The organism is Amycolatopsis sp., assembly GCF_035546795.1.
Lineage (GTDB): Bacteria > Actinomycetota > Actinomycetes > Mycobacteriales > Pseudonocardiaceae > Amycolatopsis_E.
This window is the reverse complement of record NZ_DASZWC010000072.1, coordinates 74,728-98,729: the sequence shown is the minus strand read 5'-3', so window position 1 is coordinate 98,729 and position 24,002 is coordinate 74,728. Positions and strand designations below refer to the sequence as shown.

The 24,002-nt window shown below is 71.6% G+C and carries 25 protein-coding genes; 9 read left to right on the top strand and 16 right to left on the bottom strand.

Annotated features, from left to right (window positions below; all coding sequences use genetic code 11):
• Positions 1-3: 3 nt before the first annotated feature.
• Together VHD82_RS36595 and VHD82_RS36590 are read right to left on the bottom strand one after the other, a co-directional pair.
• Positions 4-1,206, bottom strand: coding sequence for an ABC transporter permease (locus VHD82_RS36595; protein WP_325714194.1), 1,203 nt, complete (start codon positions 1,204-1,206; stop codon positions 4-6).
• Positions 1,203-2,045 carry an ABC transporter ATP-binding protein gene (locus VHD82_RS36590; RefSeq protein ID WP_414637647.1) on the bottom strand — a complete coding sequence of 281 codons (843 nt, stop codon included), beginning with the start codon at positions 2,043-2,045 and terminating at the stop codon, positions 1,203-1,205. Before VHD82_RS36590 ends, VHD82_RS36595 begins: the two co-directional genes overlap by 4 nt.
• Positions 2,046-2,205: 160 nt before the next feature.
• On the opposite strand from VHD82_RS36590, the gene VHD82_RS36585 reads away from it, so the two are divergent.
• The 3 genes from VHD82_RS36585 to VHD82_RS36575 are packed head-to-tail and all read left to right on the top strand — an operon-like array spanning position 2,206 to position 3,936.
• Positions 2,206-3,096, top strand: coding sequence for an SPFH domain-containing protein (locus tag VHD82_RS36585; protein ID WP_325714190.1), 891 nt, complete (start codon positions 2,206-2,208; stop codon positions 3,094-3,096).
• A complete protein-coding gene (locus VHD82_RS36580; protein ID WP_325714189.1) occupies positions 3,096-3,314 on the top strand; it encodes a hypothetical protein in 219 nt (72 codons plus the stop codon). The genes VHD82_RS36585 and VHD82_RS36580 overlap by 1 nt, the downstream gene beginning before the upstream one ends.
• Positions 3,301-3,936 (top strand): GOLPH3/VPS74 family protein, encoded by a 636-nt coding sequence (locus VHD82_RS36575; protein ID WP_325714187.1) that lies wholly within the window; start codon positions 3,301-3,303, stop codon positions 3,934-3,936. Before VHD82_RS36580 ends, VHD82_RS36575 begins: the two co-directional genes overlap by 14 nt.
• A gap of 574 nt (positions 3,937-4,510) precedes the next feature.
• On the opposite strand, the gene VHD82_RS36570 is transcribed toward VHD82_RS36575, so the two are convergent.
• Positions 4,511-5,437 carry a 5'-3' exonuclease gene (locus VHD82_RS36570; RefSeq protein ID WP_325714185.1) on the bottom strand — a complete coding sequence of 309 codons (927 nt, stop codon included), beginning with the start codon at positions 5,435-5,437 and terminating at the stop codon, positions 4,511-4,513.
• A 33-nt stretch (positions 5,438-5,470) separates the two neighbouring features.
• Here VHD82_RS36570 and VHD82_RS36565 point away from each other — a divergent pair, with 33 nt between their 5' ends.
• Entirely contained in the window at positions 5,471-6,088 is a 618-nt protein-coding gene (locus tag VHD82_RS36565) for a class I SAM-dependent methyltransferase (protein ID WP_325714183.1), read from the top strand.
• A gap of 1 nt (position 6,089) precedes the next feature.
• Here the strand turns inward: VHD82_RS36565 and VHD82_RS36560 are convergent, their stop codons facing one another.
• The 6 genes from VHD82_RS36560 to VHD82_RS36535 form a co-directional block, all read right to left on the bottom strand.
• Positions 6,090-6,644 (bottom strand): ATP/GTP-binding protein, encoded by a 555-nt coding sequence (locus tag VHD82_RS36560; protein ID WP_325714218.1) that lies wholly within the window; start codon positions 6,642-6,644, stop codon positions 6,090-6,092.
• Between the two features lie 79 nt (positions 6,645-6,723).
• On the bottom strand, positions 6,724-7,095 hold the full coding sequence (locus tag VHD82_RS36555; protein WP_325714216.1) for a DUF742 domain-containing protein: 372 nt from the start codon (positions 7,093-7,095) through the stop codon (positions 6,724-6,726).
• 197 nt (positions 7,096-7,292) lie between these two features.
• Positions 7,293-7,706 carry a roadblock/LC7 domain-containing protein gene (locus VHD82_RS36550; RefSeq protein WP_325714181.1) on the bottom strand — a complete coding sequence of 138 codons (414 nt, stop codon included), beginning with the start codon at positions 7,704-7,706 and terminating at the stop codon, positions 7,293-7,295.
• Positions 7,703-10,144 carry a nitrate- and nitrite sensing domain-containing protein gene (locus VHD82_RS36545; RefSeq protein WP_325714179.1) on the bottom strand — a complete coding sequence of 814 codons (2,442 nt, stop codon included), beginning with the start codon at positions 10,142-10,144 and terminating at the stop codon, positions 7,703-7,705. Before VHD82_RS36545 ends, VHD82_RS36550 begins: the two co-directional genes overlap by 4 nt.
• Positions 10,145-10,597: 453 nt before the next feature.
• Positions 10,598-11,758: a glycoside hydrolase family 64 protein gene (locus VHD82_RS36540; protein WP_325714177.1), complete on the bottom strand. Its 1,161-nt coding sequence runs from the start codon at positions 11,756-11,758 to the stop codon at positions 10,598-10,600.
• Positions 11,759-12,069: 311 nt separating this feature from the next.
• The gene (locus tag VHD82_RS36535; RefSeq protein ID WP_325714175.1) at positions 12,070-12,480 is read right to left on the bottom strand and encodes a pyridoxamine 5'-phosphate oxidase family protein; all 411 of its coding nucleotides are present in this window, start codon (positions 12,478-12,480) and stop codon (positions 12,070-12,072) included.
• A gap of 138 nt (positions 12,481-12,618) precedes the next feature.
• Between VHD82_RS36535 and VHD82_RS36530 the strand changes: the two genes are divergently transcribed.
• The 3 genes from VHD82_RS36530 (at position 12,619) to VHD82_RS36520 (ending at position 15,499) form a co-directional block, all read left to right on the top strand.
• Positions 12,619-13,491 (top strand): universal stress protein, encoded by an 873-nt coding sequence (locus VHD82_RS36530; protein ID WP_325714173.1) that lies wholly within the window; start codon positions 12,619-12,621, stop codon positions 13,489-13,491.
• A 95-nt stretch (positions 13,492-13,586) separates the two neighbouring features.
• On the top strand, positions 13,587-14,744 hold the full coding sequence (locus VHD82_RS36525; protein ID WP_325714171.1) for a WS/DGAT domain-containing protein: 1,158 nt from the start codon (positions 13,587-13,589) through the stop codon (positions 14,742-14,744).
• Complete coding sequence (locus VHD82_RS36520) at positions 14,741-15,499, top strand: universal stress protein (RefSeq protein ID WP_325714169.1); 759 nt, start codon at positions 14,741-14,743, stop codon at positions 15,497-15,499. The genes VHD82_RS36525 and VHD82_RS36520 overlap by 4 nt, the downstream gene beginning before the upstream one ends.
• Before the next feature lies 1 nt (position 15,500).
• On the opposite strand, the gene VHD82_RS36515 is transcribed toward VHD82_RS36520, so the two are convergent.
• The 4 genes from VHD82_RS36515 to VHD82_RS36500 are packed head-to-tail and all read right to left on the bottom strand — an operon-like array spanning position 15,501 to position 19,562.
• Complete coding sequence (locus tag VHD82_RS36515) at positions 15,501-16,418, bottom strand: alpha-ketoacid dehydrogenase subunit beta (protein ID WP_325714167.1); 918 nt, start codon at positions 16,416-16,418, stop codon at positions 15,501-15,503.
• Positions 16,415-17,215, bottom strand: a complete 801-nt coding sequence (locus VHD82_RS36510) for a thiamine pyrophosphate-dependent enzyme (protein WP_325714165.1) — start codon at positions 17,213-17,215, stop codon at positions 16,415-16,417. Before VHD82_RS36510 ends, VHD82_RS36515 begins: the two co-directional genes overlap by 4 nt.
• Complete coding sequence (locus VHD82_RS36505) at positions 17,215-18,927, bottom strand: AMP-binding protein (protein ID WP_325714163.1); 1,713 nt, start codon at positions 18,925-18,927, stop codon at positions 17,215-17,217. The genes VHD82_RS36510 and VHD82_RS36505 overlap by 1 nt, the downstream gene beginning before the upstream one ends.
• Complete coding sequence (locus VHD82_RS36500) at positions 18,924-19,562, bottom strand: phosphoribosyltransferase (RefSeq protein ID WP_325714161.1); 639 nt, start codon at positions 19,560-19,562, stop codon at positions 18,924-18,926. Before VHD82_RS36500 ends, VHD82_RS36505 begins: the two co-directional genes overlap by 4 nt.
• A 399-nt stretch (positions 19,563-19,961) precedes the next feature.
• On the opposite strand from VHD82_RS36500, the gene VHD82_RS36495 reads away from it, so the two are divergent.
• On the top strand, positions 19,962-21,257 hold the full coding sequence (locus VHD82_RS36495; RefSeq protein WP_325714159.1) for a nicotinate phosphoribosyltransferase: 1,296 nt from the start codon (positions 19,962-19,964) through the stop codon (positions 21,255-21,257).
• A gap of 1 nt (position 21,258) precedes the next feature.
• Here the strand turns inward: VHD82_RS36495 and VHD82_RS36490 are convergent, their stop codons facing one another.
• From VHD82_RS36490 to VHD82_RS36480, 3 genes are all read right to left on the bottom strand, one after another.
• A complete protein-coding gene (locus tag VHD82_RS36490) occupies positions 21,259-21,897 on the bottom strand; it encodes a VOC family protein (protein WP_325714157.1) in 639 nt (212 codons plus the stop codon).
• Between the two features lie 16 nt (positions 21,898-21,913).
• Entirely contained in the window at positions 21,914-22,186 is a 273-nt protein-coding gene (locus tag VHD82_RS36485; protein ID WP_325714155.1) for a dsRBD fold-containing protein, read from the bottom strand.
• A gap of 149 nt (positions 22,187-22,335) precedes the next feature.
• Positions 22,336-22,980: a response regulator transcription factor gene (locus VHD82_RS36480; protein ID WP_325714153.1), complete on the bottom strand. Its 645-nt coding sequence runs from the start codon at positions 22,978-22,980 to the stop codon at positions 22,336-22,338.
• 146 nt (positions 22,981-23,126) lie between these two features.
• Here VHD82_RS36480 and VHD82_RS36475 point away from each other — a divergent pair, with 146 nt between their 5' ends.
• Complete coding sequence (locus VHD82_RS36475; protein WP_325714151.1) at positions 23,127-23,933, top strand: universal stress protein; 807 nt, start codon at positions 23,127-23,129, stop codon at positions 23,931-23,933.
• Positions 23,934-24,002: the final 69 nt, after the last annotated feature.

The following is a 24,002-nucleotide window of genomic DNA, read 5'->3' as shown; positions in this document are numbered from 1 at the left end:
GCCTCAGGCGGCGGCCAGCGCGTCGCGCAGCTTCACCTTGGCGCCAGTGCGCAGCACCGCGTTGCGGTAGATCCGGCCGGACAGCCAGATCAGCCCCGGGATGAGCAGCACCACGAGCAGCACGGACAGCCCGGCCTCCCAGACCGGCACCCCGCCCATCGCCAGCCGCATCGGCATCAGCGTCGGCGCGAACACCGGGATCACCGAGAGCACCTCGACGAAGTGGCTGCCCGGGTCGGACGGCAGCACGGAGATGCCGACGACGTACCCGGCGACCACGAACATCAGCGCCGGGGTGACCGCACCGCCGACGTCCTCCTGCCGCGAGACGAGCGCGCCGAGGCCGGCGAACACGATCGAGTACATCAGGAAACCCAGCAGGTACCAGACGATGAGCCAGACGACGGTGCCCGCCGCGGCCGAGGCCGAGATGGTCAGCACCCCGGTCGCCAGGCCGGAGATGATGCCCACGACCCCGATCGCGATCATCTGCAGCAGCCCGACCGCGCCGATGCCCAGCACCTTGCCCGCCATCAGCTGCCACGGCCGGATCGTGGCCAGCAGCAGTTCGACCACCCGGCTGGTCTTCTCCTCGACCACGCCCTGGGCCACGGTCTGGCCGTTGAGCATCAGGGACAGGTAGATGAGTACCCCGGCGATGATCCCGAGGATCAGCTGCTGGCTGTTGTATTCGTGCGGTTTTTCCAGCTGCTGCACCGTGATCCCGGCGCGGCTGACCGCGGCCGCGACCTGTGCGGGATCGCCGTGCAGCGCGGTGATCTGCTGGTTGAGCGCCAGCTGGCCGGCGACCAGGTTCAGCGCGCTGCGCGAGGAGGCGTCGACGTCCTTCTTGACCACGATGTCGACCTTGGTGCCGTCCCCGACGAGCACACCGTCGAGCGAGCCGTCCTCGACCTGGGCGCGGCCGGCCGCCTCGTCGGTCACCTGCCTGGTTTCGACCGTCTTGCCCACCGCCTCGAAGCCGCGCTGCACCGGGGCGGCGAGTGAGGAGCTGGCCGCGGTGTAGCCGATGGTCACATCGGAACCTCCGCTGCCCGCGATCAGCTTCATGATCACGGTGAAGGCGATGATCACCAGGATCAGCACCGCCGTGCTGATGATGTACGCCTTCGAGCGCAGCTTCGTGGTGATCTCGCGCCCGGCCACCAGCCGGATCGCCGCCATCGGGCCCATGCCGGTTTTCATCGTGCCTCCCCTTGCACCACGACGTTGCGGAACAGCTCGGTCAGCGAGGGCCGCCGCCGGGCGAACTCGTGCACCGGCCCGGTGGCCAGCGCGGTCTTGAGCACCGCCTGGTCGTCGGCGCCGTCGCCGAGTTCCAGTTCGGTGCGGCTGCCCTCGTGCGAAAGCACTGTCACGCCGGGTAAAGCACCCGCCCAGTCGCGCGGGGCGTCCGGCGCGTCCACGATCAGGCGGACCGAGCCGCCCGCCCGCAGCTCGTCCACCGTGCCGCGGGCGACCATCTGTCCACTTCGGACGATGCCGACCCGGTCGCACAGCCGCTCGACCAGATCCAGCTGGTGGCTGGAGAACACCACCGGCACCCCGGTGGCCGCCTTCTCCCGCAGCACCTGGCTCATCACGTCGACCGCGACCGGGTCCAGCCCGGAGAACGGCTCGTCGAGCACCAGGATCCGCGGGTCGTGCACCAGCGCGGCCGCGAGCTGCACGCGCTGCTGGTTGCCCAGGCTGAGCTTCTGCACCTCGTCGTCACGACGGCCGGCCACGCCGAGCCGCTCGGTCCACTCGTCCACCGAGCGCTTGGCTTCGCCTGCCGACATCCCGTGCAGCCGGGCCAGGTAGATCAGCTGCTCGGCCACCTTCATCTTCGGGTACAGGCCGCGTTCCTCGGGCATGTAGCCGATGTGCCGCCGGGTCTGCAGGGTGATGGGCTCACCGTCCCACCGGACGTGGCCCGCGTCCCCCGCCAGCACCCCCAGCACGATCCGCATGGTCGTGGTCTTGCCGGCCCCGTTGCTGCCGACGAAGCCGAACAGCTCGCCGGCCCGCACGTCGAAAGTCATGTCCCGCAAGGCGATTGTGTCGCCGTATCGCTTGGAGACCCCATCGATCTCCAGCCGCCGATCGCTCACGCCGGCGCCCCCTTCGGTTCGTGGAAAATGTGATATCACTATGCTACGGTTTACGGCGGATGGCAAGCCCGCCGGGCCGAAGGGGAGAACGATGACCGAGACAGCCGTGGAAATGCCGGCCCCGCGCACGAGGGAACGATCGGTGCGCGCGCTACCCGGGCTGCTGATGCTGCTCGTCGCGCTGGTGCTGATCGCCGGTGGCGTGGCGCTGATCGTCACGGCGGGCGGCGCCGGGGTGGCCATCGGTATCGTCGTGGTAGTCCTCGGCGCGGTGACGTTCCGCGGGCTCACCCCGGTCGCGCCGGGGGAGGCCAGGGTGGTGCAGCTGCTGGGCCGCTACATCGGCACCCTGCGCACCGACGGGCTGCAGTGGGTGAACCCGTTCAGCGCGCGCCGCCGCGTTTCCACCCGGATCCGCAACCACGAAACCGATGTGGCCAAGGTGAACGACGCCGACGGCAACCCGATCGAAATGGCCGCCGTCGTGGTGTGGCAGGTGCGGGACACCGCGCAGGCACTGTTCGAAGTGGACGACTTCGTGGAGTTCGTGGCCATCCAGACCGAAACCGCCGTCCGGCACATCGCCAACGCCTACCCCTACGACACCCACAACGAGGGCACGCTTTCCTTGCGGGACAACGCGGACGAGATCACCGAGAAGCTCAGCACGGAGATCGGCGCCCGGGTCGCGTCGGCCGGCGTGCAGGTGATCGAATCGCGGATCACGCACCTGGCCTACGCTCCGGAGATCGCGCAGGCGATGCTGCGGCGGCAGCAGGCGGGCGCGATCGTCGCCGCCCGCAGCAGGATCGTCGAGGGCGCGGTGGGCATGGTGGAGATGGCGCTGGCCCGGCTCGCCGAGCACGACGTGGTGGACCTGGACGAGGAGCGCAAGGCTTCGATGGTCAGCAACCTGATGGTCGTGCTGGTCGGGGACCGCGACACGCAGCCGGTCGTCAACGCCGGGACACTGTACTCGTAGTGGCCGAGCGGAAGAAGATCCTGCTGCGGCTGGATCCGGCCGTGCACGACGCGTTGGCCCGCTGGGCGGGCGACGAGCTGCGCAGCACCAACGCGCAGATCGAATTCCTGTTGCGCAAGGCGCTTTCCGACGCCGGGCGGCTGCCTCGCGGCGTCGGCCGGATGCGGCCGCAGGGCAGGCCCCGCAAGTCGGAGGAGGACGAGGATGAAACAGCCTGAAACACTGCCGGCCACGATGTACCTGCTGGCTTTCGATCCGCGGCGCGGAAAACTCACCGCACGCGGGGAACTCGGCCTGTTGCTGCGTGCCGCCGCACTCGCCGATCTGGTCCTCAATGGACAGTTGAAGGACGACGCGGGCAAAGCCGCCGTCGCCGGGCCCGCGCCCGCCGACCCGGTGCTGCGCGCGGTGTTCGAAGAGATTTCCCAGGCGCCGCCCCGATCCTGGCGGCGGTGGGTGAGCAGGAACGAGCGGGGGATCGTGCCCGCGGTCCGGGACCAGCTCGCCGAGGCGCGCGTGATCCGGACCGAGCGTGTCCGCGTGCTGGGCCTGCTCCCGCACACGCGGGTGACGGTGCGGGACACCCGCGCGGCACGCCAGGTGGCAGAGCAGGTCGGCCGGGCGATCCGGGGCGGACAGTCGGCCGAACGCGTCGAGGGCCCGGTCGCCGCGCTCGCGGCGCTGGCCGGTGCCGGGCAGCTGCGGGTGGTGGCCGGCGCGCGGGACCGGCGCCAGTACCGCGCGCGGCTGCAGGAACTGGGCTCGGCGATCGAGCCGGTGCCTGCGGCGCTGCGGCGCGCGGTGACGACGAAGCATGCCGCGGTGGCTTCCGGAGGGTGAGGGGCGCAGCCGCCCGGCGAGTTGGGGTTCATCCCGTCGCCTGCGACCCCGAAATCACTTTGACCCGGGCCCGCACCTCCCGCACGTCCGGGGCAAAGTGATACTCCTGGAAGGAGGCGACGGGATGAACCCCAGCTCTCTCCCAGCCGCGCTGGGTCCGGCGGCCGGGCTAAGGGCCCGTGTTCATCCTGGCGCCAGCCCCTCCGGCGAGGAGTTCTTTGGTCTTTTTCCTTGCTGGGCGCGCTGCGACAGCAACGGACGCGCGCAGAGCGCGCTGTGTGGCCCCACCCCCGCCCCGATCTTTGAGTGTGCGCGGTCCCGGGCCCGCTTCAAGGCGGGAAAGATGCCTTGACCCGAACCCGTGACCGCGAGGGCGGCTTGGGATCGGGGCGGGGGAGGGGCTGGGCGTGGGGAGCCCGGCCGGCTTGCGTTGCCGGGCGGCGGTTTGGCGTGGGGAGGCTCGCCGGTGGCGTCGCCGGGTGGTGGGGAGTCCGGCTGCCTGCGTTGCCGGGTGACGGTCGGGTGGTGGGAGCCGCGCGGGTTTCGTTGCCGGGCGGCGGTTTCCGGTTCCCGGCTATCGGTCCAGCGCCTTCAGCAAGCGCTGCACGGAGTTGCCCAGGTTCCAGCGCTCGGCGAGTTCCGCGACGCGGTCCGGGTCGGCGGGGGCATTCGGCACGGCGTCCGGGCCGGACATCTCGACCGGGGCGTCGGTGGCCACACGCACGACTTTCGGGGCGACGGCGAGATAATCCTGGGCAGCGGTGAGTTTCAGCCGCATCTTCAGCGGCAGGTCCCGGCTACCCGAATGCGCGGCTTCGATGAGCGCGTCGAGTGAGCCGAACTGCGTGATCAGCTTCGCCGCCGTCTTGTCGCCGATCCCGGCCACGCCCGGCAGGCCGTCGGACGGGTCGCCGCGCAGGGCGGCCATGTCGGCGTACGCGGGGCCCGCGTTGTCCTTCGGCACGCCGTAGCGCTCGGCGATCTCGGCCGGGCCGAGGACCTCGGCCTTGGCCCAGCCCTTGCCGACGTAGATCACCGAGGCCGGCGCCGGACCGGGGCGCACCAGCTGGAACAGGTCACGATCGCCGGTGATCACCTCGACCGCGTCGGTCCGCTCGCGGGCGGTGAGCGCGCCGATCACATCGTCTGCCTCGTAGCCCTTCGCCTCGGCGGTGGCGAGGCCGACCGCTTCCAGCAGCTCCAGGATGATCGGCACCTGGGGGGTGAGCGTGTCGGGCACCTCCTCGGCGTTGGCCTCGGCGTCGGCGACCCGGTGCGCCTTGTAGCTGGGCAGCAGATCGACCCGGAACTGCGGCCGCCAGTCGGCGTCGAGGCAAGCGACGAGCCTCGTCGGCCTGCGGTCGGTGATGATCCGGGCGACGGTGTCGGCGAAGCCGCGCACCGCGTTCACCGGCGTGCCGTCCGGCGCGGTCATCGAGTCGGGCAGCGCGTAGAACGAGCGGAAGTACAGGCTCGCGGAGTCCAGCAGGGCTAACGTCACCGGAACAGCCTGCCAGACGAAGGGAGCCGCGGCGTGGCCCTGGTCGAAAACCCGCTGTTCGCGTGGTACTTCAGCCGCTGCGGAGCCCGCAACGAGGCGCGCGGCAACGCGGCGTTGCGGAGGGAGATGCTGGCCGGGCTCACCGGCCGGGTACTGGAAGTCGGCGCCGGCACCGGGCTGAACTTCGCCCACTATCCGCCGGAGGTCACCGAGCTGATCGCCGTCGAACCGGAACCGACCCTGCGCGGGAAGGCCGGGGCGGCACAGTCGAGCGTGCCGGTCCGCGTGGTGGACGGTGTCGCGGACAGCCTCCCCGCCGGGGACGGATCGGTGGACGCGGTGGTGGTGTCCGGGGTGCTGTGCTCGGTGCCGGACCCGGTGGCGGCGCTGCGCGAGTTCCGGCGCGTGCTGCGGTCCGGCGGCGAGCTGCGGTTCTACGAGCACGTCCGCGGACGTGGCGCGGTGCGCGGCCGTTATCACGACGTGGCGGACCTGCTGTGGCCGCGCCTGATGGGCGGCTGCCATCCGAACCGCGACACGCTGGCCACGATCCGCGCGGAGTTCGCCGAGGTGGAGTCGCGGGAGTTCGTTTTCCCGCCTGGCGCAAGGGTTTCCGTGGTCGGGCCCCGGGTGCTGGGCCGGGCCCGCTGACTCAGGCGTGGCCCGCCGCCAGCCGCCGGCCGGCCATCACCTGCTGGATCAGGGTGACCAGCACCTGCTTCGTCGACTCCTTGTCGCGCGCGTCGCACAGCAGGACCGGGGTGTCCGGATCCAGTTCGAGGGCGTCCCGGACCTCTTCGGTGCCGTACCGGTATGCGTCGTCGAAGCAGTTGACGCCGACCACGAACGGCAACCCGCGGCGCTCGAAGAAGTCCAGCGCGGGAAAGCAGCTCTCCAGGCGCCGGGTGTCGGCGAGCACCACCGCGCCGAGCGCGCCGACGGCGAGCTCGTCCCACATGAACCAGAACCGGTCCTGTCCCGGGGTGCCGAACAGGTACAGGATCAGCTCGGGGTTGATGGTGATCCGGCCGAAGTCCAGCGCCACCGTGGTGGTGGTCTTGCGCTCGACCCCGGTGAGGTCGTCCACCCCGGACGACGCGGCGGTGAGCGCCTCCTCGGTGTGCAGCGGCGGCACCTCGCTCACCGAACCGACCATCGTGGTCTTCCCGACCCCGAACCCGCCGGCGATCAGCAGCTTCAGGGACATCGCGCTGAGGTTGCGGCGGTAGGCCGTGGCCGGCTGGGCCGGGTTGCCGCGAACGGGATAGTCCAACTCGTTCCCTCTGTCAGAGTCTGCGAATGCCATCGAGCACCGCCTGGAGGATGCGCTCGTCCGGCGCCGCCGTCACCGGTGCCGAAGTCCGGAAGATCACGTGGTTCCGTTCGATGAGGTCACCGAGGAGCACCTTCACCACGGGCAGCGGCAGCTCCAGGTACGCGGCGACCTCCGCGACCGACAGCGGCTGCTGGCACAGCCGCACGATGCGGGCGTATTCGTTGGGCAGGCCCACGGCGTCCCGCGCCGAGGTCAAAGCGACCACGAGCGTGAGCAGATCGAGACCGATGTGCGTGTCCGTCTTGGTCCGGCCGCCGGTGACCGTGTAGGGCCGGTACAGCGGCCCCGCGGCGTCGTCGAACCACGCCTCGTCCTGCTGCATGGTCACGGTGCCGCGCCGGCCGGGTTCATGCCGCCCCACCTTCAAGGACGCGGCAAGCCGCGGCAGTGTCGTCGGCGGGCATGGTGTCGATGGTTCGTTCGCAAGCGTCGCTCATGCCGCCCTGCTTTCAAGGACGCGGCGAGCCGCGGCAGTGTCGTCGGCGGGCATGATGTCGATGATTCGCTCGCAAGCGTCGCTCATGCCAGCCCACCGGCGTGCTCGACCCGCGGCGCGGCGGACAGTACGGCGCCGACCCGCTTGACCATCATGTTCATCGCGTAGGCGACCAGGCCCATGTCCGCCTCTTCACTGGTGAGCAGCGCGAGGCAGGCGCCGTACCCGGCGGCGGTGACGAACAGGAACGCGTGGTCCATCTCCACCACCGTCTGCCGCACCTGGCCGCCGCCGAAGTGCCTGCCCGTGCCCTTGGCCAGGCTCTGGAACGCCGAAGCCACCGCCGACAGGTGCTCACCGTCCTCTTCGGACAGATTCGTGGAGCGCCCGACCAGCAGCCCGTCGGCGGACAGCACCACCGCGCGGTCGGCGCCGGCCACCTGCTGCAGCAGATCGTCGAGCAGCCAGTCCAGCTCGTTGACCCCGGGATTGGTCATTTGTGCTCCCCAAAAAAGTCGGTGGCGGCTGGGTCCTTGTCGCGGGCGCGCCGGGTTCCGGCCTGGAACGCGGAAAGCCTGCTGCGTGCCTGGTCGGGATCCGCCGACGGGGCCACTGCCTCAGCCACGAGCGGGGTTTCGCTCGTGCGCAGCTGGGGAGCCATGCTCTGCTGGCGACGGCGGCGCGGCAGCGCCGGCCGGTCCGGTGACATCGGTCCTCCCGGCTGCGGCGACCGGGTCTCCTGGTGCGGGCGGGCGGGCGACTGCTGCCGCGCCGGCCTGGCAGGCGGGGAGAACAGGTCGACCCTGGTGCCTGGTTCGGCGAGCACACCGTTGTGCCGTGCGGTCTCCTCCATCGACGGTACCGGCTGTGGCCGGCGCACCGGCAGGCTCGGCAGCGCGCCGGGTTCGGCGGGCCGCCCGGGTGCGTTTTGCCGGTGCTGCCCGGGAGCGCGGTGGTTTCCGCTGTGCTCGTCGCCGTTCTGCTGGGCGGGCACCGCGGAGGCGGGCACTTCCGCTTCCTCGGGCGGCGGCAACGGGGTGAGCAGCTCGGAGCGGACGAGCACGATCGCCCGGGTGCCGCCGTAGGCGGACTGCCGCAGCGTCACCGTGATTCCGTGCCGCGCGGCGAGGCGGGCGACAACGAACAGGCCCAGCCGGGGCTCGGCCGACAGCGCCATCACGCCGAAGTCCGGCGGGTCGGCCAGCATCGCGTTGAGCTCGTCGGCCTGGCCGGGCTCGATGCCGACGCCCTGGTCCTCGATCTCGATCACCACGCCACGGCCGACGACGTCACCCCAGATCTCCACCCTGGACGCCGGCGGGGAGAACGAGGTGGCGTTGTCGATCAGCTCGGCGAGCAGGTGGATCAGGTCGGCGACCACCGGGCCGGCGACCGCGACCCCGGGCAGCCGGCCGGTGTTGACCCTGGCGTAGTCCTCGGTCTCGGCGGTCGCGCCGCGGATCAGGTCGGCCAGCGCGACCGGGTTGCGCCACTGCCTGCCCGGCCGCTCGCCGCCGAGGATGATCAGGTTCTCCGCGTTGCGGCGGGCACGGGTGGACAGGTGGTCCAGCTTGAACAGCAGGTCCAGCTGGTCGGGGTCCTCCTGCTTGCGCTCGGCCTCGTCGAGTGCCTTGAGCTGCCGGTGCACCAGCACCTGGCTGCGGTGCGCGATGTTGAGGAAGACCTTGCTGGTGCCCTCGCGGGTCTTGGCCTCCTCCACCGCGGCCGCGACGGCGGTCTGCTGCGCCTTGTTGAACGCGTCGGCCACCTGGCCGATCTCGTCCTCGCCGTGGTCGAGGAAGGACATCTCGGCGACGAGGTCGACCGCTTCGCCGTTGCGGACGCGGCCGACCAGGTCGGGCAGCTGGGCGTCAGCGATCTCCAGGGTCTCCTCGCGCAGCCTGCGCAGCCGGTGGATCAGCCGCGAGGACATCCGCCACGCGAAGATCGACACCGCGATCGCGATGAGCAGCGCGGCCGCGCCTGCCACGATCGAGGTGACCAGGCGCTGGTTACCGGTGTCGATCTCGACGTTGGTGGCGTTGGTGCTCTGCTCGATGTAGAGGTTCATCAGCTGGCCGGCGACCTGGGTCGCCGCGTCGCGCCATTGCTGCTGCGCCACCGGCAGCGTGTCGCGGTCGCCGTTGAGCACCGAGTTCTCGACGGTGGTCAGGGTGGCCCACGCCGGGCCGGCCTTGAGCGCCTCGTACTGCTCACGCACCGACGGGATCATTTCCCGGACCTGGCCGTCGAAAGCGGCGTGGTAGGCGCCGACGGCGGACACGTAGGCGTTGAACTCCTCGGCGGTCAGCCCGCCGCGGGCGAACCCGGCGGCGGCGAGCGCGTCGCCGCGCGCCATCGCGTCCGCACCGGAGAACAGCGGCATCGCGGTCACCCGGAGGTAGGCGGCCTCGGCGTCGGGCGCGCCCTCGGCCACACCGTTGAGTCCTTCGGTGTACTCGTCGATGAGGTTGTCGTAGAAGTTGTAGGCGTCCATCGTCGTCGCCGTGCCGGCGTCCACTTTGGCGCGGAACGAGGGCAGCTGTGCGATGTTCTCCGCGGTGCGGTCGATACTCGCCTTGACCCGGTCCGGCGCCTGGTCGTAGAGCCCGGCCAGGTTCTTCGCCTGCGCGGCGGCCGTCGAGTCGGTCTTGCCGCGCACCTGGAGTAGTTGCGGGTGCACCGTCCCGTGGGTGGCGAGGTCGGCCAGGGTCAGCTGTCGCTCGGCGCGCACCGAAGCGAAGTACTGGGTCGCGATCGGGGCGGAGTCGTGCACCTTCGTGATGAACGTGCGTGACTCGACGGCCTGGTAGACCAGGTAGCCGGCCAGCGCGACGCCGGCCACGAGCAGGGCGACGCTGGGCACGACGGCGATCGCGAGCACCTTGGTCCGGATGGAAGCCCGGCCGGCACGCGTTCCGAATATCTTCTTCAAGGCTCCTGGGGGCCTTCCCGCACTAGTTGTGGACGTGGCCCGGGTCCCCGCACCCAGCCGGCATACGGCGTGGAAAGCCCGGAGAGCTCCGCCAGCGCCCAGGCAGATTAATCATTCCGGCAACTGTGAGTCAACTTCATGTTCCTGTTCATCCGAATGTGTCCCTTGACATCCATGGGGGACAATTTTCCAACCATGCGTTGCGCGCGGCCGGATGAGCGGATCCGGCCGGTTTTTCGTGTCCAGGCAACAAAAAACGGGCTTTCGTGCACGGAGGGTCAGCGTGTGGAGACGGGGTGATGGGAAAAATCGGGGAAATTCGCGATCGTAAACGCGAAGCGGCGGGAATGGCCGGCGCGGCACTTTTTTCCGGCGGGCGTGATGGTGCTGTGAGCCGGCGCGCCGGCCGTGGTCCGGACCACGGCGGGCGCTTCGGGATGGCTGTGCGGGAACTCAGTGGGTCGCGGAAACGGTGACCGTCAGGGTCAGCGGGTCACCGGCGAACACGGAACCGCTGAAGTCCTGGCCCGGGGTCACGTCGTCGTACGGGAAGGCGTAGCCGCGATTGTCGGGGAGCTTGCCGTGCACGATGCGGGCGTAGTGGTTCGTCTCCGCGTTCTGGTAGAACCGCGCCGGGTCCTCGCCGGTGGGCTGGTTCGTGTTGTCCAGCAAGGTGGTCCGGTTCAGCGCCGCGGCCAGCCGGGGAACGATCGCCTTGCGCGCGTCGCTCGCGCCCTGCGGGATCGCGAACGGGCCGCTGTCGCAGCTCCACACATCCGCGGTGACGGGCTTGCCGAAGCTCTCCCCGTTGTCGAACGTCAGCACGTCGCCGCTGACCTTGCCGGTGAACGTGCCGACCGCGGGGTTCTGCGAATCCACGGTCAGTGTGGCCGAGGAGTACTTCTGCCACACCTGGTCGATGTAGCCGTCGAGGTAGCCCGCGAACTGATCGGCCTTGTGCTGTGCGCTGAGCACGCGCAGCGGGCGCCCGTCCGAACCGGTCTGGACCAGTTGGGCCCAGTTGCCGCCCTGGGCGCCGAGGCCGCTGCTGACGGCGTCGACCGAACCGGAGGGCAGGCCGGGCACCGACTGTGTTCCCGATGAGGACGTCGTGAGCCCGAGGCCCAGTGGCAGGCCGACGAAATCGACGTAACTGATGTTGGCGAACAGCTGCGCGTCGTTGAAGGTGAACTCGGCGAAGGACCAGTTCTTCGCGAAGTTCGGGTCGCCGGAGTTGAGGAAGCTGGGGTGCACCAGTGCCGGGCCGCGGTTGAGGAAGAAGTCCAGTTTCGCGTCCGTCACCAGGTAAATCCGCGCGCCGGCCATTTTCGGCACGCTCACCTGCCTGCCGGAGCCGACCGCGATCGCGCAGTCCACCGGCAGCGGCGTGAGGTCCGTGGCGGGGGAGGCGGGGTAGTAGGGCGCGCCACCGGAGTCGAGCAGGATCAGCCGCCCGTCCGGGGCGGTGCCGGTGACGTAGGCGAAAACGGTGCCGGAACCGGTGTTGTTCGCCAGGTTCAGGGTGAAGGCGGCCGGCGTCGCCGCGGCGGCGGGGATGGCGGGCAGGGCCAGTGCGGCGGCGGTGAGTCCTAGGAAACCACGGCGGGACACCACAACGGATCTCCTCCTCGGGTGGTTGCGGGGGAGATTCCGAAGCTAGGCAGGCGAGTGCGGGACCGTCAACGAATCCGCGCCGATTCCCGACCAACGTCGGGGACCACTTGACGGAAGTGGTCTAGTCCACTAGGGAGGGCTTTCGCGGCTCGAAGGCGACCGCGTGCGTCCGCTCGGGGCAGTGCACCTCGGCGGTGTCCAGGCCGTCGGCGAGCAGCCGGAGTCCCAGGACACCTGATTCCGGCCTTCGGCGCCAGGAGAACCGCCGACGGGAAGGAAGAGAGCGCTTCCCGTCCATCCTGAATGGACGGTCATCCGCCATCGGGGCCGCCGAGCGACAACCGCCGCCCGTTGACGATCTCCACCCGGATCCGCAGGAACCTGTCCCGCTCGCCGGGTGCCCACGGCCGGTGCGCCGGACCGGCCATCGCGACGATCTCGCCGACGTCGGTGACCGGCTCGATCTTGCCGACCGCGACCACACTCCAGCCGGTCCGCGTGTCCGGGTCGATCTCGTCCACCTCGAACGCGACGACCTCGTCGGAGAGCTTCCCGATCGCGCCGGAGCGCGCCGCCCGCAGCACGACGTCGCCTTGGTGCAGCACGAAGTTGACCGGCCGGATGGCGGGCAGTGCGCCCTCGGAGAACACGAGCCTGCCCACCGGGGCCGTCTTCATCAGATCCAGGCACTCGCTACGCGTGAGCGGCCGCAGTGGGGTCATGCCGCGAAGTGTGTCGAGGGTTGGGCCGTTCGCGTGAGGGTAGGAAGTCCTCAACCGGTGGGCCGCTCGGCTGCTGCGAGGTGATCGGGACCGTCGTACTGTCGCAGGCGGGGACAGCCGGGACGACAAGGAGGAGCGATGACAGACGCGACCGGGGCGATCGTGGCCGGGGTGGACGGTTCGGCGCAGGCGCGGACGGCGGTGCGCTGGGCGGCCGCGGAGGCGGGGCGGCGGAACCTGCCGCTACACCTGGTCTTCGCCAGGGAACCGATGGCGATCACGCTGCCCGCACCGCAGAGCGTGTTCGACGAGCTCGAGCAGTACGCCAGACGTGAACTCGCCGAGGCGTCGGAGATCGCGCTCGGCGTGCACCCGGGGCTGACTGTCACGCAGGAGCGGTCTTCGGACGTCCCGATCCAGGCGCTGCTCGAGCTTTCCCAGCGGGCACACACCATCGTGCTCGGTGCCTCCGGCCGTGGCGGGTTCGCCGGGATGCTGATCGGTTCGACGGCCGTCGCCGTGGCGGCGCGCGCGGTCTGCCCGGTGGCGGTGATCCGCGGCCGGCCGGACGGCCCGGTGCCGGAAGACGGTCCGGTGGTCGTGGGCGTCGACGGCAGCCGGACGAGTGAGCGCGCGCTGGCCGTCGCGTTCGACGAGGCGTCCTGGCGTGAGGTGCCGCTGGTGGCGGTGCACGCGTGGAGCGACGTGGACTACCTGAGCGGGCTGCCCACCGACTACCCGGAGCTGGCGCCCGAGGCCGACGAGGAACAGCGCGTGCTCGCCGAAAGCCTCGCCGGCTGGCAGGAGAAGTACCCGGACGTGCGGGTGGAGCGGGTCGTGGTCAGGGACCGGCCGCGCCGCCAGCTGCTGGAGCATTCCGCGTTGGCGCAGCTGATAGTCGTCGGCAGCCGGGGGCGCGGCGGGTTCACCGGGCTGCTGCTCGGTTCCACCAGTCAGGCGCTGCTCAACCACGCCGCCTGCCCGGTGCTCGTCGTGCGCCCGGAGGACTGAGGCCCCGGCAGGGGAAACCGGTGACCAACGGCCCTTCAACCCGGGGTGCCTCCACCTGAAAGCTGGAGGCACCCCGGGACAGGAAGGACCGCGCCATGCCGCCCCTGGACCAGCGCGCCGTCACCTGCGTGCTGTGGACCGAGACCGCTGTCGATCCTGAGACACTACGTGAAGACTTCCCGGCCGCACTGGCCGGTTTCGAGGTCGAGGACCTGCCCGCCCCTGGCGGCGAAGCGGCGCTGCGAGAGCTTGCCGCGGCGCCGGGGCGGGCCTCCCAGCTGGTGCGCGGATACGGCACCGGAAGCGCGTTCGTCCTGCGTTCCCAGGAACCGGGCGAGCTGTACGACCTGCTGCGCCCGGCCGGAGCAGGCATCCCGGTGCAGAACGATCCCGTTTTCGCCGCACCGGCGGGAACCGCGGCCCGCCACGCCCTCGGCGAGCTGCGCGGCCTGTTGCGGCGGACGATGCGGGAGCTGCGGCCGGCGGGCCGGATGCTTGCCGCCCTACCGGCCTGCGGGGTGGCCGCGGCCCTTGGCGCCGCTGAGGGAGCGCTCGACCTCGCGGCGTCGGCCCTGCCCACGGCGCCGCTGAAGGTCGCCGACGCACTGGCCACCAACAACTGGGAGAGCGTGCCCGGAATGGCCCGGCTGGTGCGCTGGCCCCGGGCGCAAACCGCGACCGGGCCGGAGGCTGTCGCCTGGAGCGCGCCGGTGCCGGCCAAGAAGATCGCGGCGATCAGCCGTGCGACCGGCGCCCCGCTGGCGGACGTGCACACGGCGCTGGTCACGGGCGCGCTGGCGCGCTGCCACGGCGCGGGCGAACTGTCCTGGTTGCTGCCCGGCGCCGGGGAAACCGTTGTGTTACCCGGAATTCCGTTGGCGCGCAAGAGCTTCCGGGAGCGGCTGGCCGAGGTCCGGCGGCGTGCGGTGCGAATCCCGGGCGGACTGGCGCGCTGCATCGCGGGCCGCGACGTCGGTGTGCTGACCGACGTGAGCGGGCCCGCCGCGCCGATGACGCTCGGCGGAGTACCGGTCGCGGGGATCACCGCGTGGACCCCGCGCGGCAGGCAGGGCGTGACGGTGTCGGTGTTCCGCTACGCCGGTCAGGTGGTTTTCGGCTGTGCCGCCGCCCGGCGGTCGCTGCCCGATCCCGGTCGGTTCGCGGCGGCGCTGGCCGCCGAGGTCGAAGAGGCGGGCGCGGCCGCACCGCGCACCGTGATCCCGTTGTCCGAGCGGCGATCGAGGACCGCATGAGCCCGATTTCCGCTGGGGATCCGATCGTCGTCGGCGTCGATGGCTCCGGGGTCGCGCTGGACGCGGTCCGCTGGGCAACGCGAGAGGCACGGCGCCGGGGGCTGCCCCTGCGGATCGTGCACGCCTGCTCGGTGCTCGCACTGGGGCGGGACTGGCTGCGCGAGGCCGCCGAACTGACGGGCACGACCGTGGACCGGGAATGCGTGCTGCGCATCGGTGACGCGCGGCGGAACCTGGTCGCGGAATCGGCGCGCGCGGCGATGCTCGTGGTCGGCTGGCGGGGTCTGGGCCCCGGCACGCAGGTGACGCTCGGTTCGACCGCGCTGCACGTCGCCGCGAACAGCCGGTGTCCCGTCGTCGTGGTCCGCGGTCGGCTCAGCGGGCACGGCCGCGTGCTGGCCGGGGTCAACGGTGCGGCGGATGCGGCGCTGGCGTTCGCCTTCGACGAGGCGGACCTGCACACGACGGGCGTGATCGCCTTACGTGCCAGCGAAAGCGGGCAGCCGCCGGAGCAGGACCTGACGAGCGAACTGCGGGACTGGCGGCAGAAGTACCCCTCGGTGCCGGTGACGCCGTTGCTGGTGGACGGAAGCCCGGTCGCCCGGTTGATGGAGCACAGCGGGCGCGCGCGGTTGCTGGTGCTCGGTGGCCGGGCGTTGCGCGCGGGGACGCTGGGGGCGACGAGCCGGGCGTTGATCCGTCAGGCGACGTGTCCGGTGGTGCTGGTGCGCGGTTCGGGCTTGACGGAGCAGTGATTCAGCCCAGCGCACGCAGCGCCGCGGCGACCACCTCGTCCGGCGTGGGCAGCCGCGTCCGGGTGTCGTCGCTCTGGGCGTACACCCGCTCGATCGGCGCTTCGAGGTGGTAGAAGGCCTTTTCGGCGACCCCGGCCGCGATCTCCGCGGACAGCCCGCCGCCGCGGCGGCCCTCGTCGGCCACCACGAGCCGGCGGGTGCGCCGCACCGACTCCAGGATCGTGTGTTCGTCCAGCGGCAGCAGGCACCGAAGATCCACGACCTCGGCCCTCACCCCGCGGTCCGCGAGTTCGTCCGCGGCGGCCAGCGTCACCGGCAGCGTCCCGCCGTACCCGACGAGCGTGACGTCCCGCCCGCCGCGCCGCACGATGGCGCGCTCTATGTCCACCGAACCGGCGTCTTCGGCCAGTTCCCCCGGCACGTCCTGCAGCGAGGCGTGTTCCACCAGCAGCACCGGATCCGGGTCGGCCAGCGCCGTCCACAGCATCCCGCGCGCGTCCTCCAGCGTGGCGGGCGAGACCACGCGCAGTCCCGGGATGTGCGCGTACCAGCTGCCGATGTCGTGCGCGAGCCAGTTGCGGCCGCTGACCATCCGGATCACCAGCGGCACCGTCAGCTGGCCGCCGGACATCTGCCGCAGCGTGGCGGCGTTGGTGAGGATCTGGTCGAGCGCGGGCAGCCCGGCGTCGGCGGCGGAGATCTCCACGACCGGCCGCATCCCGCCGACCGCCGAGCCGATGCCGGCGGCCACGAACGACGACGCCGACGGGGGAGTGTCGCGGATCCGGTCCGGGCCGAACTCGCCGAGCAGCCCCGAGGAGGAACCGACGTCCTCGCCCATCAGGAACACCCGCTCGTCGAGCAGCAGCGCCTCGCGGATCGCTTCGCGCACGGCCCGCCGGTACGTCGTCTTCCTCACCCGCGTCCCAGCGCCCGGATCTCGGTGTCCACTTCGGACTCCAGCGCGACGGCCTCCTCGAGCCCGATCTCGTCCTGCGCGCACATCGTGTTGACCAGCAGGGGAATTGGGTCGAACTCGCGCCAGCGCGCCACTTCGGCCAGCCCGCGGAACCGGTAGGTGTAGAGCTCCAGGAAGTGCGGGCCCGCGCCGGACCGGATCGCCTCCACGCCGCGCTCGGCCGCGTCGGCGACGGCCAGCACGTCCATCCCGTCCACCGCCCAGGCCGGCATCCCGTACGACGCGGCGTGCATCGCCAGCTCGGTGTCCGGCCGGCCCCCTTCCGGGGCGGAAAGGTCGTTCTCGCAACAGAAAAGCATCGGCAGCCGCCAGTGCGCGGCGAGGCTCAGCGTCTCGTGGAACTCTCCGTCGCGCACCCCGCCGTCGGCGAAGAGGCACACGGTGACCAGCGGACGGCGTTGCAGCGTGGTGGACAGGGCGAGACCGGAGGCGAAGGGCAGTCCGGCGCCAGGGGCGGTGCGCCCGCCGTAGAACCGGTGGGCCACGTCCGCGATCTGCGCACCGGTGAGCATCGCGTCCATCGGCACCCCGCGGGCCAGGCCGTGCGCGGGTTCGGCCGAGAGCGAGACCACCGAATCCTCGGCGCCGACGGCGTGCAGGGTCCCGGCGGCGAGCGCCTCTTCGCCGAGCCGGACGGTGCCGCCGAGCTCCAGCGAACGCTCGGAGAACCGGCGGATCCGGATCATCTGGCGCAACAGTTCGGCACGCTTTTTCGCACGTGTGCTCCGGTCGTTCATCACATACCTTCCACTGTGGACAGATCGCCTTCCGGCAGACCGAGTTCCCTGGCTTTGAGCAGGCGGCGCACCAGTTTGCCGCTGCGGGTTCGCGGCAGGCCCGGGCTGAACTCCAGTTCGGCCGGCGCGCCGTCACCGAGCATGTGCCGGGCGAACGCCAGCATCTCGGCGGCGAGTCCGGCGGTGGCGAGGTGGCCTTCGCGCAGCGCCACGAACGCCTTGATCCGGTCGTCTCCGCCGGAGCCGGGCAGGCCGATCACGCCTGCCTCGGCGACCGCCGGATGTGCCGTCAGCGCGCCCTCGATGTCGACCGGCCCGACGAGCCTGCCACCGACGGTGAGCACGTCGGCGACGCGGCCGGTGCACCAGTAGTAGCCGTCCTCGTCGCGGCGCGCGAGATCGCCGGTGCGGTACCAACCGTCCGAAAAGGACCGGTCGTAGCGGTCGGGCGCCCGCCAGTAGCCGCTGAACATCGACGGCCAGCCCGCCCGCACGGCGAGTTCGCCCTCCTGCTCGGGTTCGCTGATCTCGCCGTCCCCGTCGGGGTCCAGCAGGCACGTCTCGATCCCGGGCAACGGGCGGCCGAGCGCGCCGGGGCGGATCTCCTCGGCGGCGAAGTCGGCGATCAGCGTCGCGCCGGTCTCGGTCTGCGCCCAGGCGTTGTGCACCGGCAGGCCGAGCGAATCATGGCTCCACAGCACGGTTTCCGGGCTCAGCGGCTCGCCGGTGCCCGCCAGGAACCGCAGCCGGGGCAGCTCGGGCGCAGTGCCGCTCTCGCGCAGCGCGTCCAGGCAACGCGGGTCGGTGAACCAGACGGTCACCCCGTGTCCGGCCAGCACGTCGGAGGGGCTCGCGGTGTCCTCGCAGACGGAGGTGATGCCGTGGCTCAGCGGGGCGATGAGGCCGTGCACGATGCCGAGGGACCAGCCGGGATCGGCGGTGCACCAGTAGACGTCGTCGCGGTGCAGGTCCAGCGCGTACCGCGCGGAGACGTAGTGGGTGAGCACGCTGCCGTGCGCGTGCAGCACGCCCTTGGGCGCGCCCGTGGTGCCGCTGGTGAGCAGCAGCAGGGCGGGGTCGTCGGGCGCCGTCGGCGGGATGTCGAACGTCGCCGGGCAGGCCGCGAGCGCGGGGACGAGTGCGTGGGTGCCCGGCATCGCCACGGCGCCGGTGATCAGGACCTGGCGCAGCGACGGGATGTCGTCGCGGCTGCCTTCGACCGTCCGCCGGTACAGCTCAGGGGTGGTCACCAGCACGCCGGCCTGACCGTTCCGCATCCACTGCCGTACCGGGTCGCGTCCGGCGGAGCCGGAGAGCGGGGCCAGGACGCAGCCCGATTTGAGCGTGCCCAGCGCGGCGACGGCCAGGTCCGGCCCGGGACCGAGCAGGGTGAAAATCCGTTCCCCGCCGGGGATTTCCAACGAGCGCACCAGGTTGGCGAACCGGTTGCTTTGCGCGGCGAGCGCGCAGTAGGACAGTTCCGCGGGCCGCCCGTCGTGGCCGGTCCAGCGCAGCGCCGCGTGATCGCGCCGGGGCCCGGCCGCGTAGCGGTCCGCCGCTTCGTGCGCGATGTTGAGCCCACGCCCGTGCGGCAGTCCCGACAGCGCGAGGCCCTCGGCCTCCCAGCTGAAGTCCGCGCACACCCGGTCGTAGTCCCCGAGGTTGGCGGCCAGCCGGACCACCTCCGGTTTGCCGATCCGCTTGCCCGTCATGCCGGCACCCCGGCGTACTTGCCCAGCAGCGCCACGACGTCCTCATCGCTGACCTCGGCGAAGTCGGCGTACCACTGGCTGACCGAGCGCAGCCGGCGCGGCACCGCGAGACAGACGATGTCGTCGACGACCGAGGCCAGCGTCGCCAGTGCCTGCGGGGGAGCGACCGGCACCGCGAGCACGATCGACCCGGCGTCGCGGGCGCGCAGCACCTCGGCGGCGGCCCGGGCGGTCGCCCCGGTGGCGATCCCGTCGTCGACGAGGATCACGGTGCGGCCCGCGACGGGCTGGATGCGGCGGGCGGACCGGTACCGCTGCGCCCGCCGCGCGAGCGCGGACCGTTCTTCTTCGGCGGCGGCTTCGAAAATCCTTGCGCTGGGCCGGAAATGCCGCAGCACGGCGGGATTTCCGACAACCACGCCGTCCTCACCCACCGCACCCAGCGCCAGCTCGGGTGCGTCGGGGGCGCCGACCTTGCGGACCAGGACCACGTCCAGTGGGGCGTCGAGCCGGTCGGCGATGGCGGCCGCGACGACCACCCCGCCGCGGGGCAGCCCGAGCACCAGCGGGTCCGCGTACCCGCGGACGCGTTCCGCCAGTTCCCGGCCTGCCGCCGTCCGATTGCCCAGCACCATGCAGCTCAGCCTGCCGCGCGCGGGCGCGCGCGGGCAGGGCTGGAGGTAACCGGAGGGCACAGCACAAAGTCCCTAGGGCGGCCCCTGCCGTCGCCCACCACCTCAACGGACGCGCTGCGCGCGACTCCGCTCGAACAGGTGGCCGTACACATCGAGGGTGGTCTTGATCGACGTGCCGCCCGCGCGCACGCGAGGGTGCTGAACCGGCAGGTACCGCCGCCGGGCGCTACACCATCGAACTGCGCGACCGCTCACCCGCCGCAAACTTCGGTTCGACAACACCGGGGCCATCCAGGAGCCCGCGGACCCGGTAGGCACCGCGGTGAAGGGGCCAAGGTCCTCCAGGCCGGGGACGACCGGCTCTGGGCGGCAGAGCCGAAAGTCATTCATGATGAGGTCATGACCTCCCCGCATGGTGGTCTGGGCGAGATCCGGATGGCTGCCAGTTACCTGCGCCGGGACATGACCGGCCGGGCGACGTTCAGCCTGTTCGCCCGCGAGCTGCCCCCGGACCGGGGGTTCGTGGTGTGCGCCGGACTGTCCGACTGCCTTTCGTTCCTGGAAAAGTTCGCGTTCGGCGAAGAGGAGCTGGCTTATCTGCGTGCCGAAGTCGGGCTCACCGCCGCCGACCTGGCGGCGCTCGCGCCGCTGCGGTTCGACGGCGAGGTGTGGGCCGCGCCCGAGGGACGGCTGATGTTCCCCGGCGAGCCGCTGCTGGAGGTCACGGCTTCGCTGCCGGTCGCGAAACTGGTCGGCACGGCGATGCTGAACCTGATGACCTTCTCCTCCGCGACCGCCACGGGCGCGGCTCGTTGCCGGATCGCCGCCGGTGGCGCAGACCTGATCGACCTTGCCGCACAGCGTGTGCACAACCCGGTGACTGCCTGCGCGGTCGCGCGATCGGCCGCGCTGGCCGGGTTCGCCGGCACGACGCACCTGTCCGCGGCGCGCGAGTTCGGCTTGCGCCCGGTGGGCACGATGGACCCGTCGTTCGTGCACGCGTTCGGTGCGGAACTTCCGGCGTTCCAGGCCTTCGCCGAGGACTTCCCGGACGCGCTGGGTTTCCTGGTGGACGCGTTCGACGCCCGCGACGGTGTGCGCACGCTCATCGAGGTGGTGCGGACGCTGGGGCTGGCCGAGGAACGGGTCGGGCTGCGGCTGGAGACGGGGGACATGCTCTCGGTGTCCCGGCAGGTGCGCGACCTGCTCGACCTGGCCGGGCTGACGCACGCGCGGATCATGGCGGCGGGGCTCGACGAGTACGAACTGGCCAGGCTGAGTGGCTCCGGCGCGCCGATCGATTCCTACGGCATCGGCACCAGAGGCGTGCTCTCCTCGGATGTGCCGTTCCTCGACTGTGCCTACGAACTCGTCGAATACGCGGGCGCGCCCGCGCGGGGCGGCCGGATCGTGCCGTGGGCCAAGCAGGTCTACCGCACGGTTTCGGGTGAGCAGGACACAGTGGCGCGGCGTGACGAGGCGGCTCCGGCGGGGCACCGCCCGGTGCTGGAACCGGTGATGCGCAACGGACGCCGGGTGCGCGGCAAGCACGAGCTGGCCGACGCGCGCACCCGGTTCGAACGCGACCTGCGCTGGCTGCCACGGCATACCCGGCGCCTGCGCGATCCCGAACCCGTGCCGGTGCGGTTCACCGAAGCCCTGCCGCAGGTCGCGGGCCGGCCCCGCGGCGGCTGAGTCAGTCCCGGCCCTGCCAGGTCGTCACGCAGGCCTCGTTGCCCTCCGGGTCGGCCAGCACCCAGAACGCGGGTGCCGCCTCGGCCGAGCGCAGGGTGCCGCCGGCGGCGAGAGCCGCGTCGATGCGCGCCTGCGCCGCGTCGTGTGCCACCGATACGTCGAGGTGGATGCGGTTCCGCTGGGTGCGTGGCTGCGACATCTGCTGGAACCACACCGCCGGGCTCCGCCTGAGCGGGTCCATCAGCGCCCCTGCCGGCCCTTCGTCGCCGGGTTCCGCGACGTAGCCGAGCACGGCCTTCCAGAACGGCCGGATCCGCGGGATGTCCACTGCGTCGATCGCGATTTCCAGGACCTGCACCTGCGCGGGGCCGAGCCGCAGGCCCAGCTCTTCCACGCGTGCGGCCAGCCGGCCCGCGAGCGCCAGTTCCGCCGGTGTCACCGGCGAGAGCGACACGGCCACCACGTCGTGGCGCAGTTCGAGGCGCAGCGACTCCCCGGCACCGACCGAGAGCGCCGCGGCCACCTCGGCGGCGTGGCCCAGCGAGCGCACCGGCACGCGGGCACATACCTCGCCCAGTACGTACCGCCAGCCCAGCGGGGTGACGGCGGCCGAAATTTCCTGACGGGTCAGCGCGGACATCGCGCCAGGGTAGCGGTCAGCGCGGAGTCATCGTGGCGAACGGCCGGTGCGAGTGGGACTCGATATCGGAGGCGACCGCCTCCAGCAGTTCCTCGGTGAGATCGGAAAACGCCCGCGCGATCGCCAGTTCCGCCGCGATCTCGGGCAGGTGCACCCCGCGTGGCCCGCCACGGACCAGCCCGATCCCGGTGAAGCTGCCCTCGCCCGCGGCGAGGCGGACCTGTGCCCTGGTGATGCCGCCACTTTCTTCCAGCGCGACGTCCATCGTCCACTTTGCCGCTGATGCCATTTCACTCCTCTGTCGTGCCTTGGTCCACCTTCCCCGACGACGACCAGGGGCGGGAGAGTCGAAGGGCCCTTTCCCAGGGGCCGAATTCCACCAGCACAGGTCCACAGTGGTCACCCGGACGCCGGGCGACCGGCGTCCACTGTGGACGTTCAGGGGCGTCCGCGGTGCTCCCGCATCTTGGTGGCCAGCACGGCGGCCTGGGTGCGCCGCTCCAGGCCGAGCTTGGTGAGCAAACGTGAAACGTAGTTCTTCACGGTCTTCTCCGCGAGGAACATCCGCTCCGAGATCTGCCGGTTCGTCAGGCCCTCGCCGATCAGGTCGAGCAGGGTGCGTTCCCGCTCGGACAACCCGGCCAGCGGGCCCGTCTCGGCGGCGTCCGAGCGCAGCTTCGCCATCAGCGTCGCCGCCGCCCGGTTGTCCAGCAGGGAGCGGCCGGAGCCGACCTCGCGCACCGCGGAGATCAGCTGGAAACCCTGGATGTCCTTGATCACGTAACCGCCGGCGCCGGCGAGGATCGCGTTGAGCATCGCCTCCTCGTCGGTATACGACGTCAGCATCAGCACGTTCAGCTCGGGCAGCCGCGAGCGCAGGTCCCGGCAGAGTTCGATGCCGTTGCCGTCGGGCAGCCGGACGTCCAGCAGCGCCAGGTCCGGCTTGAGCGCGGGAATGCGGGCCAGCGCCTGCGCCGCCGTCGGCGCTTCGCCGACGACCGTGAGCTCGGGATCGGCCTCCAGCAGGTCGGCCACCCCTCGCCGGACGACCTCGTGGTCGTCGACAAGGAACACTGTGATCAACGTGCTCACCTCCGGCTCGGGCTCGCTTCCCAGATTAGGCCTCCGGGTGGCCCGCACCTACCGGCGAAGGGGTAGGGCACAAGGACCCCGGCCGTGGGGACGCGTGACCCTGCCCGGGTCTTCGCCCGCGCGCGCAGACTGTGCCGATGACCGGCATCGTCCCGCGGCACTCGATTCTCACCGGGGTGGACGGTTCACCGGAAGCCCTGCACGCGGCGCGCTGGGCCGCCCGCGAAGCCGCTCGCAGGCACGTCCCGCTGCGCCTCTGTCACGTCCGCGGCCCCGGCCCGGGTGACGCCGAACGGGGCAATGGATGGCTCCGCGCGGCCGAATGGGCCGCACGTGACCTGGCCCCGGGCATCGAACTGCACCGGCTGTGTGTGGCCGGGGACGTGCCTGCGATCCTGCTCCGCGAAAGCGGAACGGCCGGGTTGACGGTGCTGGGCGCGGGGCCGGTCGCCGTCGCCGTGGCGGCTCGTGCCACGGGCCCCGTGGTGGTGGTGCGCGGCCGTAAACCGGGTGAGCCGCCACCGGACGGCGGGCCCGTCGTGGCCGGAGTCGGCGCAGGCAAGGCCCTGGCCGCGGTGGTGGAATTCGCCGTAGGGGAGGCACTCCTGCGCGATGTCCCGTTGGTGGCCGTGCACGCGTGGGCGGACCCGGCCGTGGGGGAGAGCTGGTCTGTGCCGCCCTTCGACGTGGACTACGACGGCGCCGCCGCCGACGCGGGCGCCGCGCTGGCCGCGCGGATGTCCGGCTGGCACGAGAAGTATCCGGACGCCGAGATCCGGCATCGGGTACCGTGCGCGACCCCGGCTCACGGTCTGCTCACCGAGGCCGCCGGGGCGCAACTGGTCGTCGTCGGTGCCGGAACGGCTTCCGGCCTCGGCGACACCGTGCGGGCGCTGCTGCACCACGGCAGCGCCCCGGTGGCGGTCGTCCGTGCCGGCGGCTGAACGTCCACTGTGGATTGCTTGACGGCAAAGGGATTCCCTATCGGAACAAGTCCTTTGCGGACGGTCCGC

Bases quoted from the DNA above. Each gene is read 5' to 3' on its own strand.
- VHD82_RS36505 (WP_325714163.1), bottom strand. From the start codon at position 18,927: ATGACGGGCAAGCGGATCGGCAAACCGGAGGTGGTCCGGCTGGCCGCC.
- VHD82_RS36555 (WP_325714216.1), bottom strand. From the start codon at position 7,095: ATGCAGCAGGACGAGGCGTGGTTCGACGACGCCGCGGGGCCGCTGTAC.
- VHD82_RS36490 (WP_325714157.1), bottom strand. From the start codon at position 21,897: ATGTCCGCGCTGACCCGTCAGGAAATTTCGGCCGCCGTCACCCCGCTG.
- VHD82_RS36595 (WP_325714194.1), bottom strand. From the start codon at position 1,206: ATGAAAACCGGCATGGGCCCGATGGCGGCGATCCGGCTGGTGGCCGGG.
- VHD82_RS36585 (WP_325714190.1), top strand. From the start codon at position 2,206: ATGACCGAGACAGCCGTGGAAATGCCGGCCCCGCGCACGAGGGAACGA.
- VHD82_RS36475 (WP_325714151.1), top strand. From the start codon at position 23,127: ATGACCGGCATCGTCCCGCGGCACTCGATTCTCACCGGGGTGGACGGT.
- VHD82_RS36530 (WP_325714173.1), top strand. From the start codon at position 12,619: ATGACAGACGCGACCGGGGCGATCGTGGCCGGGGTGGACGGTTCGGCG.
- VHD82_RS36510 (WP_325714165.1), bottom strand. From the start codon at position 17,215: ATGAACGACCGGAGCACACGTGCGAAAAAGCGTGCCGAACTGTTGCGC.
- VHD82_RS36535 (WP_325714175.1), bottom strand. From the start codon at position 12,480: ATGACCCCACTGCGGCCGCTCACGCGTAGCGAGTGCCTGGATCTGATG.
- VHD82_RS36500 (WP_325714161.1), bottom strand. From the start codon at position 19,562: ATGGTGCTGGGCAATCGGACGGCGGCAGGCCGGGAACTGGCGGAACGC.
- VHD82_RS36550 (WP_325714181.1), bottom strand. From the start codon at position 7,706: ATGACCAATCCCGGGGTCAACGAGCTGGACTGGCTGCTCGACGATCTG.
- VHD82_RS36560 (WP_325714218.1), bottom strand. From the start codon at position 6,644: ATGTCCCTGAAGCTGCTGATCGCCGGCGGGTTCGGGGTCGGGAAGACC.
- VHD82_RS36495 (WP_325714159.1), top strand. From the start codon at position 19,962: ATGACCTCCCCGCATGGTGGTCTGGGCGAGATCCGGATGGCTGCCAGT.
- VHD82_RS36525 (WP_325714171.1), top strand. From the start codon at position 13,587: ATGCCGCCCCTGGACCAGCGCGCCGTCACCTGCGTGCTGTGGACCGAG.
- VHD82_RS36485 (WP_325714155.1), bottom strand. From the start codon at position 22,186: ATGGCATCAGCGGCAAAGTGGACGATGGACGTCGCGCTGGAAGAAAGT.
- VHD82_RS36520 (WP_325714169.1), top strand. From the start codon at position 14,741: ATGAGCCCGATTTCCGCTGGGGATCCGATCGTCGTCGGCGTCGATGGC.
- VHD82_RS36590 (WP_414637647.1), bottom strand. From the start codon at position 2,045: ATGACTTTCGACGTGCGGGCCGGCGAGCTGTTCGGCTTCGTCGGCAGC.
- VHD82_RS36575 (WP_325714187.1), top strand. From the start codon at position 3,301: ATGAAACAGCCTGAAACACTGCCGGCCACGATGTACCTGCTGGCTTTC.